Here is a 12,895-nt window from a genome sequence, read left to right on the forward strand (position 1 = left end):
TTTGTGAGCCGGATCATTATGCGTTGTCACTATAGAGAAATATAAAAAATACTTGTAATCTTTTTATATTTTGTGTATACTCCCAAAACTTACATTTTTAGAAGCAATTCACGCAAGCAGATTTTCTATTTGTTTGCAAGGGAAGCGCATCAATAATGCGCGGTATCACCCACTTTTAGAGGAAAACCTCAAATGGCAAAGAAAGTTACTGCCTACATCAAATTACAGGTCGGCGCAGGCAGCGCTAATCCTGCTCCTCCGGTTGGCCCTGCATTAGGTCAGCACGGCGTTAACATTATGGAGTTCTGCAAAGCTTTTAACGCTCATACCGCAAAGCTTGAGAAAGGTGCTCCGGTTCCTGTTGTTATTACTGTATATCAGGATAAATCCTTCACCTTTATTTCCAAGACTCCTCCGGCTTCTTACCTTATTAAGAAAGCTCTTAACATCCAGACCGCTTCTCACAAGCCGGGCAAAGAAAGCGCAGGTAAGATTACCCACGCTCAGCTGCTTGAGATTGCTAAGACTAAAGAACCCGATATGACCGGTGCTGACTTAGAAGCTTCAGCTCGTTCAATCGGCGGTACCGCTCGTTCAATGGGCATTCAGGTGGAGGACTAAGACATGGCTAAATTATCAAAGCGCATGAAGGAAATCCGTTCCATCATCGACAGAACCCGTGAATATCCGGTTACCGAAGCTTTTGAGACTTTGATTAAGTGCCCGAAAGCCAAATTCGTAGAAAGCGTTGACGTTGCCATCCAGTTAGGCATCGATCCGACCAAATCCGATCAGAACGTTCGCGGCGCTACCGTATTGCCTCACGGCAATGGCCGTACCGTACGCGTTTGCGTATTTACTCAGGGCGCTGCTGCTGAAGCCGCTAAGGCTGCAGGTGCAGATCTCGTCGGTATGGACGAGCTTGCCGCTGAAATCAAGAAGGGCATGATGGACTTTGACGTCGTCATCGCTTCTCCTGATGCAATGCGCGTTGTCGGTCAGTTAGGTCAGATCTTAGGTCCGCGCGGTTTAATGCCGAACCCTAAAGTCGGTACTGTTACCCGCGACGTAGCTCAGGCTGTTAAGAATGCCAAATCAGGTCAGGTTCGTTATCGTAACGACAAGACCGGTGTTATTCAGGCTTCCATCGGCAAAGTTAACTTTACCGTTGCTCAGCTTACCGATAACCTCAATGCTTTGTTAGGTGCCATTACCAAGGCAAAGCCTGCTTCTTCTAAGGGCACCTACATTAAGAAGGTTTGCGTTTCCACCACCATGGGCGGCGGTGTAACCGTAGAAAAATCTTCTCTGAACGCCGATACTTCCGTTCAGGCATAAGAATTTTAATGCCCTTTATTGTTAAGGGCATTAATCCACATTTGGCCGGGAGCTAGCTCCCTCCAAAGACCGCAGGAGGAAGTATCCTTAATAACCTGCGCAGGCGGAACAAGCTCCACAGGAATTTTCCTTTGGAACTGATTCCGGTAGTAATTCCCAGATGGGAAAAACCGTTCGTAAGAACATTCCAGGAGTCACTGCTAAGATGGCAATGAATATCGAAGACAAGAAGGCAGTTGTTGCCGGTGTCAGCGAAGTAGCCAAAAAAGCATTGTCAGCTGTTGTTGCCGATTCTTGCGGCATTCAAGTAGCTCAGATGACCAAACTCCGTAAGGACTGCCGTGCCAACAACGTTTATTTACACGTTGTTCGCAACACTCTCCTTAGCCGTGCCGTAGAAGGCACCGAGTTTGAGTGCCTCAAGGATGCATTCAAGGGCCCGAGCATTATCGGTTTGTCCATGGATCATCCGGGCGCAGCTGCTCGTTTGTTCAAAGAGTTTGCAAAGACCAATCAGAATTTCACCGTTAAAGCTTTAGCTTTTGAAGGTAAATTCTACGACGGCAAAGACATTGACGTGCTCGCAAGCTTGCCTACCTACGAGGAAGGCATCGCCAAGTTGCTCGCTACCATGAAGGAGGCTGCAGCTGGCAAGCTCGTTCGCACCCTTGCTGCTTTGGGCGATAAATTACAGGCTGAAGGCGGCGAAGCCGCTCCGGCTCAGGCTGAATAAGCCTTGTCACTTTTCGATCAGGCTTGGCCTGACATAACATTTTAAAGGAAAAATAAAATGGCTTTATCTAAGGATGAAATCATTGATGCAATTGCTGCAATGAGCGTTATGGAAGTTGTTGAGCTCGTTAAAGCAATGGAAGAGAAGTTTGGTGTTTCTGCAGCTGCTGCTGTTGTTGCCGGTCCTGCTGCCGGTGCTGCCGCCGTTGAAGAGAAGACCGAGTTCGACGTAACCTTGAAGGAAGTCGGTGCTAACAAGATTGCCGTTATTAAGGCTGTTCGTACCGCTACCGGCCTCGGCTTGAAGGAAGCTAAAGACTTAGTTGAGTCTGCTCCTGCCAAGATCAAAGAAGCTCTTCCTAAGGAAGAAGCTGAAGCTTTGAAGAAGGCTTTAGAGGATGCCGGCGCTAAGGCTTCCTTAGACTAATTCTAGTCTTTACATAGCCGGCTTTGCACCAAGCCGGTTGATAGTTTAGCTATCAAAAATTTGCAACCCGAGCCCCCGCAAGAGGACTCGGGTTCGGTGCCTGATTAAGAGCATGATGCAATCGCATCTCTCACCGCGAAACAGATCAACCTGAGGACCCCCAATCCATGGTCTACTCGTATACTGAGCAAAAGCGTATCCGCAAGGATTTTGGCAAGAGAGTAAAGGTTTTAGACACCCCGTATTTGCTTGCAGTTCAGCTGGATTCGTTCAAACAGTTCATTAGCTCCGATCCTAAGAGCGAAAACGGACTGGTCGCCGCTTTTAAGAGCGTTTTCCCGATCCGCAGTTATTCAGGTAATGCTGAACTTTGCTATAACAGTTTCCATTTGGGCGAGCCTAAATTTGATGTCCGTGAATGCATGATTCGCGGCACTACTTATTCCGCCCCTTTAAAGGTTAAGCTCAGCCTGGTCAGGTATGAAAAAGATGCTCCTAAGACTGTAAAAGAGCGTATTGACCAGGATGTATACATGGGCGAAATTCCGCTCATGACCGACAACGGTACTTTCGTAATCAACGGTACCGAACGCGTCGTTGTTTCTCAGTTGCACAGAAGTCCCGGTGTATTTTTCGACAATGATAAAGGTAAAACTCATCCGGGTCGTATTTTATTCTCCGCTCGTATTATTCCTTATCGCGGCTCATGGCTTGATTTTGAATTTGATCATCGCGATAACATGTTCGTACGTATTGACCGTCGTCGTAAACTGCCGGCATCAATACTTTTGCGCGCTTTAGGCTATACCACTGAGCAGATCCTTGATTTGTTCTTTGATACCGTTGATATTGAGTTCAAGGGTACCAAGATCAATATGGAGCTCGTTCCTGAGCGCTTACGCGGTGAAACGGCTTCTTTTGATATTAAGCTCAATAAGAAAGTTTTAGTTGAAAAGGGCAAGAAGATCACTGCCCGCCATATTCGCGAACTTAAGAAAGCCGAAGTTACTTCAATCGAGATTCCGCAAGAGTATCTTTACGACAAGATCGTAGCCCATGATTATGCAACTAAAGAGGGAACTCCGGTCGTTGCTGCCAATACCGTATTAAACGAGACCGTCGTTAATAATATTCGCGACAACGGTATTAAGAAGATTTCTATTCTTTACACCAGCCAGGTCGATGAAGGTCCGTTTATTGCCGAGACTTTAAGAAACGATACCAGCCGTGATTTAACTTCACCTGAGGCCGATCGTCTTGCCGCTTTATATGAAATTTACAAGATGATGCGTCCGGGTGAGCCTCCTACTGCAGAAGCCGCCGAGACTTTGTTCCATAACCTCTTCTTTGCTGAAGAACGTTATGATTTGTCCTCCGTCGGCCGCATGAAGTTCAATTCCCGTTTTGTCGAAACCAAGTATTTTAAACTCGGTATCGAACGTGCTTTTGCCGATGAGTCCGTATCCGTAAATACCAAAGATTCCGACATCGTCGTGGCTAACGGTTATGTCTATGCTTCTTTCCCTAAGGTTGTCGACATTGTCAAGGCTCACCTTGATCAGGGTGAAGTCGAGTGCATGCCAAATACCGTTCCGGAAAAGTGTGCCGATAAGCTTCTTGACTTCCTTGACACTTTGTTAATCAAAGCCGATAAAGATCCGATGGCTCCTGCCGCTACCCGTTATCTGCATAAAGTAAAGATTAACGTAGGTGATGAGGTTATCTCTTTTGAGCGTGCCGTAATTTTCCCGTTATCCGAGCTCAACCTTAATGTAAACGTTAAGGATCTTGAAGCAAAGGTTACCGACAATCGCGGCAAAGCCTTGCATTTAGAGCCTAATCAGCCTGAAGAAGAGCGCGGTACTTTATCTAATAACGACATTATTAAGGTAATGCGTTATTTGGTTAAGATTAGAAACGGTAAAGAAAATATCGATGATATCGACCATTTGGGCAATCGTCGTATCCGTTCTGTAGGTGAAATGGCCGAAAACCAATTCCGCATCGGTTTGGTTCGTGTCGAGCGCGCCGTTAAAGAGCGTTTGTCTTTAGGCGATCTTGACAATACCACTCCGCAGGAACTTATTAACGCCAAGCCTATCAGCGCAGCAATTAAAGAGTTCTTCGGTTCAAGCCAATTGTCCCAGTTCATGGATCAGAACAACCCGTTGTCCGAGGTCACTCATAAGCGCCGTATTTCCGCTTTGGGACCTGGCGGTTTGACCCGTGAGCGTGCCGGCTTTGAAGTTCGAGACGTTCATCCGACTCATTACGGCCGTTTGTGCCCGATTGAGACTCCGGAAGGTCCGAACATCGGTCTTATTAACTCCTTGGCTGTTTTTGCCCGCTGCAATGACTACGGATTCCTTGAGACTCCTTACCGTCGTGTAAAAGACGGACAGGTCTCTGAAGATTTTGAATATCTGTCAGCAATTGACGAAGGTCAGTACGTCATCGCTCAGGCTAATACCGATCTTGATGAAAACGGTCATATTATTGATGACTATGTACAGTGCCGTTACAAGGGCGAATCAACCGTTAGAAGATCTTCTGATGTTCAGTTTATGGACGTTTCCCCGCAGCAGGTTATTTCAGTTGCTGCCGCCTTGATTCCGTTCCTTGAGCATGATGACGCTAACCGTGCCTTGATGGGTGCGAACATGCAGCGTCAGGCCGTTCCTACCGTTCGTTCCGAGAAGCCTTTTGTCGGAACCGGCATGGAGCGTGCGGTGGCGGTTGACTCCGGCGTTTCTATTATTGCCCGCCGCGGCGGTGTCGTTGATAATGTCGACGGTGCCCGCATCGTCATTCGCGTCAACCCTGACGAGATTGAGGGCAGCCATGATGCCGGCATTGATATCTACAATTTAATTAAGTATACCCGTTCCAACCAGAACACCTGCATTAACCAGCGTCCTTGCGTGTCTTTGCACGAGAAGGTCGTGGCAGGCGACGTTCTTGCCGACGGTTCTTCAACCGACTTGGGCGAACTTGCTTTGGGCCAGAATCTGCGCGTAGCCTTCATGCCGTGGAACGGTTATAACTACGAAGACTCTATCTTGGTATCAGAGCGCGTTGCGGCAAAAGATCGTCTTACTACGATTCATATTCAGGAGTTATCCTGTGTGGCTCGTGACACCAAGCTCGGACCTGAAGAAATTACCGCCGATATCCCGAATGTCGGTGAGGCCGCATTATCTAAGCTTGATGAGGCCGGTATCGTTTATGTCGGTGCTGAAGTCGTCGGTGGAGATATCTTGGTCGGTAAAGTAACTCCTAAGGGCGAAACTCAGCTTACTCCTGAAGAAAAGCTGCTGCGTGCTATTTTCGGTGAGAAAGCTTCCGAGGTTAAAGACTCATCATTACGCGTTCCTAACGGTGTTTCAGGTACTGTCGTAGACGTCCAGATCTTTACCCGTGACGGTGTGGAGAAAGATAAGCGCGCCAAAGAAATTGAAGAGATGCATATTGCTAAAGCCAAGAAGGATTTGGATGAGGAGTTTGCATTCTTAAGCGCCGGTCTCTTACGCCAGGTTCGCGCTCACCTGATTAAGAACGGAATGAAGGAAAAAGATGTTGAGAAACTTTCAGATACCGAAGTTTTAGCTCAGCGTCTTGATGATGATACCGCTCAGCGTCAGCTTGAGGAGTTTGCGGTCCGTCTTACTGACTATAAGAAAGAGTATCAGGAAAAATTTGAAACTGCCCGTAAGAAGATCACCGAAGGTGATGATCTTACTCCGGGGGTCCTCAAGATTGTGAAAGTCTACCTCGCCGTTAAGCGCCGCATTCAGCCGGGCGATAAGATGGCAGGTCGTCACGGAAACAAGGGTGTTATCTCCAAGATTTGCCCGATTGAGGATATGCCGTTTGATGAGAACGGAAAACCTGTTGATATCGTGTTGAACCCTCTGGGCGTTCCTTCACGTATGAATATCGGTCAGGTTCTTGAGGTTCATTTGGGTCTGGCTGCAAAGGGTATCGGCGATATGATCAACAAGATGCTTATCGAGCAGAAAGCTATCGCTGAAATCCGTAAAGTTCTGCAGCAGATTTATGACTTAGGCAATACCTCACAGAAAGTCGATATTGATTCCATGTCTGACGCAGAAGTCATGACTTTGGCCAATAACTTAAGAGACGGTTTGACCGTTGCAACTCCGGTGTTTGACGGTGCAACCGAAGAAAGCATTAAAGAGCTGTTAAAGCTTGCCGGCCTCCCTGAGTCCGGACAGATGACTCTTTATGACGGAACTACCGGTTTGCCGTTTGAACGTAAAGTAACCGTAGGTTACATGTACATGCTTAAGCTCAATCACTTGGTTGACGATAAGATGCATGCTCGTTCTACCGGTTCTTACAGCTTGGTAACCCAGCAGCCTTTAGGCGGTAAGGCACAGTTCGGCGGTCAGCGCTTCGGTGAAATGGAAGTGTGGGCTCTTGAAGCTTACGGCGCCGCTTACACCTTGCGCGAAATGTTAACCGTTAAATCTGACGACGTTAACGGCAGAACCAAGATGTATAAGAATATCGTTGACGGCTCTTACCGTATGGATGCAGGCATCCCTGAATCCTTTAACGTATTGCTGCGCGAAATTCGTTCGTTAGGCATCAATATTGACCTTGTTCGCAAGGACTAAGTATCCATCCGGGAGGGTCCGCTCTCCCGGTCCAGCCACTACGCAGGAGAAACTGTTGTGAGCATACAGGAAAACGGTCAGGATGAAGCCCTCTTTGAGGGATTCAACAACCAAGCTCGTGATACCTCTGATGATTTGTCTTTAGATTTAGGGTTAAGCGACAGCCTTGGCAAACTTGCCAATCGCAGCAATGCTTTCAAGCAGCGTCTTGAAGACTTTGATGCGATTAAAATCGGTTTGGCTTCTCCCGAGATGATCCGTGCATGGTCATACGGTGAAGTCAAAAAGCCCGAAACCATTAACTATCGTACTTTTAAGCCTGAACGCGACGGTCTGTTTTGTGCCAAGATTTTCGGACCGATTAAGGATTATGAGTGCTTGTGCGGTAAATATAAGCGCTTAAAGCACCGCGGCACTATTTGCGATAAGTGCGGCGTTGAAGTTACTCAGGCTAAAGTTCGCCGTGAGAGAATGGGTCATATCGAACTTGCCTCTCCGGTTGCCCATATCTGGTATTTGAAGTCTTTGCCTTCCCGCATCGGCTTGGTTCTGGATATGAAGCTGCGCGATATTGAAAGCGTATTGTATTTTGAAAGCTATGTCGTAACCGATCCCGGTATGACCGAGCTTGAAACCCGTCAGCTTTTGAGCGAAGAGCAGTATGTTGATGCACTCGAGAAATACGGTGATGATTTCACCGCTAAAATGGGTGCCGAGGCTATTTTGGAGATCCTCCAGCATATGGATCTCCCGCTTGAGATCAGACAGCTGCGCGAGGCTTTAGATTCAACCACCTCAGAAAGCAATCGCAAGAAATTTACCAAGCGCTTGAAGCTTCTTGAGTCTTTTGTTAATTCCGGAAACAAACCGGAGTGGATGATTCTTACCGTTTTGCCGGTACTGCCTCCTGATTTGCGTCCGTTGGTTCCGCTTGACGGCGGCCGTTTCGCTACTTCTGATTTGAACGATTTGTACCGTCGTGTAATTAATCGTAACAATCGTTTGAAGAGACTTTTGGACTTGGCTGCCCCTGAAATCATTGTCCGCAACGAAAAGCGCATGCTTCAGGAATCAGTGGATGCCCTCATGGACAACGGTCGTCGCGGCCGCGCCATTACCGGATCCAACAAGCGTCCGCTCAAGTCTTTAGCTGACATGATTAAAGGTAAGCAGGGTCGCTTCCGTCAGAACCTTCTCGGTAAGCGCGTTGACTACTCGGGTCGTTCCGTAATTACCTGCGGACCTAATTTGCGTCTGCATCAGTGCGGTTTGCCCAAGAAGATGGCTCTTGAGCTCTTTAAGCCGTTTATCTACGGTCGTTTGGAGATGCGCGGTCTTGCCACTACCATTAAAGCTGCAAAGAAGATGGTAGAGCGTGAAGACGCCGTCGTTTGGGACGTTCTTGATGAGGTTATTCGTGAGCATCCGGTTATGTTAAACCGTGCTCCTACCTTGCACCGTTTGGGTATTCAGGCATTTGAGCCTATCTTGATTGAAGGTAAGGCAATTCGTCTGCACCCGCTCGTATGTCCGGCATTTAACGCCGACTTCGACGGTGACCAGATGGCCGTACATATTCCTCTTACCCTTGAGGCTCAGCTTGAAGCTCGTGCCTTGATGATGTCAACCAACAACATCTTGTCCCCGGCATCAGGCGATCCTATTATCGTTCCGGCACAGGACGTTGTTTTGGGTCTTTACTACATGACCCGTATGAAGGTCGGCGCCAAGGGCGAAGGTATGATTTTGTCGGACGCAACTGAAGCCGAGCGCGTATATAAGAGCGGTCTTGCCGAAATGCAGGCTCGTATCGCATGCCGTATCCGCTACAGCGTCAAGAACCCCGACACTAAGGAAATCGTTGAGAAAAACGAGCTGCGTCTTACCACCGTAGGCCGTGCCATTTTGTCATTGATTCTGCCTCGCGGTTTGTCCTATGACCTTATTGATCCGCCGGCTGAAGGCGTAAACGAAGATACCGTCAAGGAAATTCTGACGCAAAAAGACTGGTTTACCAAGGTTTCCAACGTACCTCTTGGCAAGAAGAAGATTGCCGCTTTGTTAAACAGCTGCTATCGCTTGCTCGGTCTTAAAGACACCGTTATGTTTGCCGACCACATCATGTATACCGGCTTCCGTAACGCTGCTATTTCAGGATCTTCCGTCTGCGTTGACGATATGCTCATTCCTAAGGAGAAGCAGACCATTATTGCTGCAGCTCAGAAGGAAGTCATGTCGATTCAGGCTCAGTATGAAAACGGTCAGATCACTCCGGGTGAACGCTATAACAAGGTTATTGACGTTTGGTCAAATGCCAATGACAAGGTTATGAAGGCCATGATGAGCAACCTCTCCGTTGAGACCGGAACCAATATTTTAGGTCAGGAAGAGAAGGAAGCTTCATTTAACAGCATCTATATGATGGCTGACTCCGGTGCTCGTGGTTCACCTGCTCAGATCCGTCAGCTTGCCGGTATGCGCGGCTTGATGGCAACTCCGGACGGCTCCATTATTGAAACCCCGATTACCGCAAACTTCCGTGAAGGTTTGAACGTACAGCAGTACTTTATTTCAACCCACGGTGCTCGTAAGGGTCTTGCCGATACCGCATTGAAGACTGCAAACTCCGGTTACTTGACCCGTCGTTTGGTCGATGTCGCTCAGGACTTGGTTATTACTGAAGAAGACTGCGGTACTGATGACGGTCTTGATATTACTCCGCACGTATCAGGCGGCGACGTCATCGAGACATTGCGTGACAGAGTTTTAGGCCGTACTTTGGCAGCTGACGTATTGCGTCCGGGCAGCAATGAAGTGCTGCTTCCTGCCGGAACCTTACTTGATGAGAAGTTCTGCACCATTCTTGAGGATGCCAAGGTAGATAAGGTTAAGGTTCGTTCGCCTATTACCTGTAAGACCAAGTTCGGCGTTTGTGCCAAGTGCTACGGCCGTGATTTGGCTCGCGGACACTTGGTCAATGCCGGTGAGGCAGTCGGTGTTATCGCCGCTCAGTCCATCGGTGAGCCGGGTACCCAGCTTACCATGCGTACCTTCCACATCGGTGGTGCGGCATCTCGTGCCGTAGCAGAAAGCGGAGCAACCGTACGCAACAGCGGTACTATTCGTATTTTGAATGCTAAGACCGTTGTAAATACTGAAGGTAAGGAAGTTGTTACATCACGTCAGTCAGAACTCCTTGTTATGGATGAGTTCGGCGCTTCTAAAGAAAGCCATAAGATCCCTTATGGTGCCGTTCTTGAAGTAAAAGACGGAGATGTTGTTAAGACCGGAACCACCGTAGCACGTTGGGATCCGCATACTCATCCGATTATTTCCGAAGTACACGGCCGCATTAAATACATAGATATCATCGAAGGCGTTACCGTTGATAAGAAGGAAGATGAGGCATTGGGTATTTCCTCAATTGAGGTCCGCGAAATCGCCGCTCGTCCTTCCCAGGGTAAGGAAAAGCGCCCTGCCGTTAAGATTGTCGATGATAACGGTCGTGACGTTCTGATCCCGGGAACCACCGTTGCCGCTCAGTACATGCTCCAGGCAAAAGCCATCGTGCAGATGCTAGACGGTGCAGAGGTAAATATCGGTGATATTATTGCCCGTATTCCTCAGCAGGCCAGCGGTACTAAAGATATTACCGGCGGTTTGCCGCGTGTTGCCGACTTGTTTGAAGCCCGTGCTCCTAAAGAGCCTGCTATCTTGGCAGAGATTTCAGGTACCGTTTCCTTCGGTAAGGAAACCAAGAGCAAGCGCCGTCTCATCATTACTCCGGAAGAGGGGGCTGTTGATGAAAACGGCAATCTGATCCCTGAGCATGAGGAAATGATTTCTCTGTCCCGCAACCTCAACGTGTTTGAAGGTGAAAAGGTTCAGAAGGGTGAAATGATCGCAGAAGGCCCTGAGTCTCCGCACGATATTTTGCGTTTGCGCGGCGTTAACGCTGTTGCCAACTATATCGTCAATGAAGTTCAGGACGTTTATCGCTTGCAGGGCGTAAAGATTAACGATAAGCATATCGAAGTTATCGTTCGTCAGATGCTGCGTAAGTGCGAAGTTCTGGATCCGGGTGACAGCACCGAATTCCTCAAGGATGAGCAGGCTGAGGTTTCTCATGTCGAGCTTGTTAATGAGAGATTACGTGCTCAAGGCAAGAAAGAAGTTAAGTACCGTCATATCCTGATGGGTCTTACCAAGGCTTCCTTGTCTACCGAGTCCTTTATTTCCGCGGCTTCATTCCAGGAAACCACTCGCGTGCTCACTGAAGCTTCAGTTGCCGGTAAGGTTGACGAGCTTCGCGGCTTGAAGGAAAATGTAATTGTCGGACGCCTCATTCCTGCAGGTACCGGCTTTAAGTACCATCAGAAGCGTCGCGAAGAAATCGCTAAAGCTAAGGCAGCAGCAGAAGCCCAGCCTACTGTTTCAACTGAAGAAGTTCAGAAGCAGCTCGGTGCGGCTTTGGAGGCTGTCGATGCCGGTATGAACTTAGGCGGTAATAAGTAAACAATGCTTAAGTTATAAATAAGCCCGGCTTTATGGCCGGGTTTTTTGCAATATAAGGAGATAAAAATGTCTACTAGAGTTTTAAATACTGAAAAAGCCCCCAAGGCAATTGGTCCGTATGTTCAGGGTAAGATTGTAAACGGCTTTTTGTTTGCCTCCGGGCAGATCCCTTTAGATCCTGCAACGGGTGAAATGGTTCAAGGAGATATTACCGCGCAGGCTGAGCAGGCCATGCAGAATGTTGCCGCTTTGGTCGGTGCTGCCGGAACCACCATGGATAATATCGTCAAAGCAACCTGCTATTTAAAGAATATTGAGGACTTTGCAGCGTTCAATGAAGTTTACGCCAAATATATGGATGAGGATGCACCGGCTCGTTCCTGCATTGGCGGAGTTGATTTACCCAAGGGCGCATTGTGTGAAATAGAAGTAGTGGTATACGTAGGCTAATGCGTCTTTTTTATATTGTCAGTAAATCCCCGGCATGCAGTGCGGTTCATGAAACAGCTCTTGAAAAGATAAAAGAGAGCTTGGCTGCAGGGCATAAAGTACAGGGGATTTTTTTTATCAATGAAGGTGCGCAATGCGCTTCATCTTTATATGAAGACGGTTCGGTAGGCGGAAAGACGCAGAGTTCCTATATATCACTTGCCAAAGAACACGAGTTTCCGCTGCTTGTGTGCGGCAGAGCATTTAAAACCTGCGGATTTAACGCAAGTGTTTTAAAGACCGGGTACCTGCTCTCAGGAAACATTGAGCTTGTTATGAAATTAAATGATTGTGATGAGGTAAAGGAATTTTGAAATTAAGAATAGTTTTATCTTCATCACCTTTAAATTCGCCGTTTTTTGAAGACGGTCTCGAAGTGGCTCTTACTGCAGCAGATCTGGAAGTTGAGACGGAGGTGATCTTAACTGGAGCATTTTTGGACTATGTGAAAAGCACCTCGCCGGATGACATTGTTTTAAAAAAGTTAAAACAGCTTGAGCTTTATGAAATTGAGCCGCTTTATGAAGAAAATCAGGTTACTTGCTCCGATAAGCGTATAAAGCAGATTGTTTACTAAAAAATTTTATCAAAAAAAGTCAGCGCCTGTGTATCTTAATCTGTATCCGGATTTGATATAAAACTTTACTGCCTTTAATCGCTCTGAGTGTGAAAACATGATGCTTTACTCACGGTTTTAGTCCAGGATTTTGTCCGCATCCCCAGAAATAAAGCTGTTACTCTTAAAGCACTTGGT

At 47.6% G+C, this 12,895-nt stretch carries 9 protein-coding genes; all 9 read left to right on the forward strand.

The features are described from left to right. Positions 1-192: 192 nt before the first annotated feature. The 9 genes from rplK to HMPREF9444_RS07110 all read left to right on the forward strand — a co-directional run bounded on the left by rplK (position 193) and on the right by HMPREF9444_RS07110 (position 12,718). A complete protein-coding gene (gene rplK / locus HMPREF9444_RS07070) occupies positions 193-621 on the forward strand; it encodes a 50S ribosomal protein L11 (RefSeq protein WP_009143720.1) in 429 nt (142 codons plus the stop codon). Between the two features lie 3 nt (positions 622-624). Beyond that, a complete protein-coding gene (gene rplA / locus HMPREF9444_RS07075) occupies positions 625-1,338 on the forward strand; it encodes a 50S ribosomal protein L1 (protein ID WP_009143721.1) in 714 nt (237 codons plus the stop codon). 205 nt (positions 1,339-1,543) lie between these two features. Continuing rightward, entirely contained in the window at positions 1,544-2,071 is a 528-nt protein-coding gene (gene rplJ, locus HMPREF9444_RS07080; RefSeq protein ID WP_040909384.1) for a 50S ribosomal protein L10, read from the forward strand. Positions 2,072-2,128: 57 nt separating this feature from the next. Continuing rightward, positions 2,129-2,497 (forward strand): 50S ribosomal protein L7/L12, encoded by a 369-nt coding sequence (gene rplL / locus HMPREF9444_RS07085; protein WP_009143723.1) that lies wholly within the window; start codon positions 2,129-2,131, stop codon positions 2,495-2,497. A 167-nt stretch (positions 2,498-2,664) separates the two neighbouring features. Beyond that, the gene (gene rpoB, locus HMPREF9444_RS07090; RefSeq protein ID WP_009143724.1) at positions 2,665-7,137 is read left to right on the forward strand and encodes a DNA-directed RNA polymerase subunit beta; all 4,473 of its coding nucleotides are present in this window, start codon (positions 2,665-2,667) and stop codon (positions 7,135-7,137) included. 57 nt (positions 7,138-7,194) lie between these two features. Beyond that, positions 7,195-11,652, forward strand: coding sequence for a DNA-directed RNA polymerase subunit beta' (gene rpoC, locus HMPREF9444_RS07095; protein WP_009143725.1), 4,458 nt, complete (start codon positions 7,195-7,197; stop codon positions 11,650-11,652). A gap of 66 nt (positions 11,653-11,718) precedes the next feature. Continuing rightward, positions 11,719-12,102: a RidA family protein gene (locus HMPREF9444_RS07100; RefSeq protein WP_009143726.1), complete on the forward strand. Its 384-nt coding sequence runs from the start codon at positions 11,719-11,721 to the stop codon at positions 12,100-12,102. Beyond that, on the forward strand, positions 12,102-12,455 hold the full coding sequence (locus tag HMPREF9444_RS07105) for a DsrE family protein (protein WP_009143727.1): 354 nt from the start codon (positions 12,102-12,104) through the stop codon (positions 12,453-12,455). Before HMPREF9444_RS07100 ends, HMPREF9444_RS07105 begins: the two co-directional genes overlap by 1 nt. Further along, positions 12,452-12,718: a hypothetical protein gene (locus HMPREF9444_RS07110; protein WP_009143728.1), complete on the forward strand. Its 267-nt coding sequence runs from the start codon at positions 12,452-12,454 to the stop codon at positions 12,716-12,718. The genes HMPREF9444_RS07105 and HMPREF9444_RS07110 overlap by 4 nt, the downstream gene beginning before the upstream one ends. Positions 12,719-12,895: the final 177 nt, after the last annotated feature.

It is taken from the genome of Succinatimonas hippei YIT 12066, assembly GCF_000188195.1.
Classification (GTDB): domain Bacteria; phylum Pseudomonadota; class Gammaproteobacteria; order Enterobacterales; family Succinivibrionaceae; genus Succinatimonas; species Succinatimonas hippei.

Coding starts and splice junctions, on each gene's coding strand:
- rplK (WP_009143720.1), top strand. CDS start 193: ATGGCAAAGAAAGTTACTGCCTACATCAAATTACAGGTCGGCGCAGGC.
- HMPREF9444_RS07105 (WP_009143727.1), top strand. CDS start 12,102: ATGCGTCTTTTTTATATTGTCAGTAAATCCCCGGCATGCAGTGCGGTT.
- HMPREF9444_RS07100 (WP_009143726.1), top strand. CDS start 11,719: ATGTCTACTAGAGTTTTAAATACTGAAAAAGCCCCCAAGGCAATTGGT.
- rpoB (WP_009143724.1), top strand. CDS start 2,665: ATGGTCTACTCGTATACTGAGCAAAAGCGTATCCGCAAGGATTTTGGC.
- rplL (WP_009143723.1), top strand. CDS start 2,129: ATGGCTTTATCTAAGGATGAAATCATTGATGCAATTGCTGCAATGAGC.
- rplJ (WP_040909384.1), top strand. CDS start 1,544: ATGGCAATGAATATCGAAGACAAGAAGGCAGTTGTTGCCGGTGTCAGC.
- rplA (WP_009143721.1), top strand. CDS start 625: ATGGCTAAATTATCAAAGCGCATGAAGGAAATCCGTTCCATCATCGAC.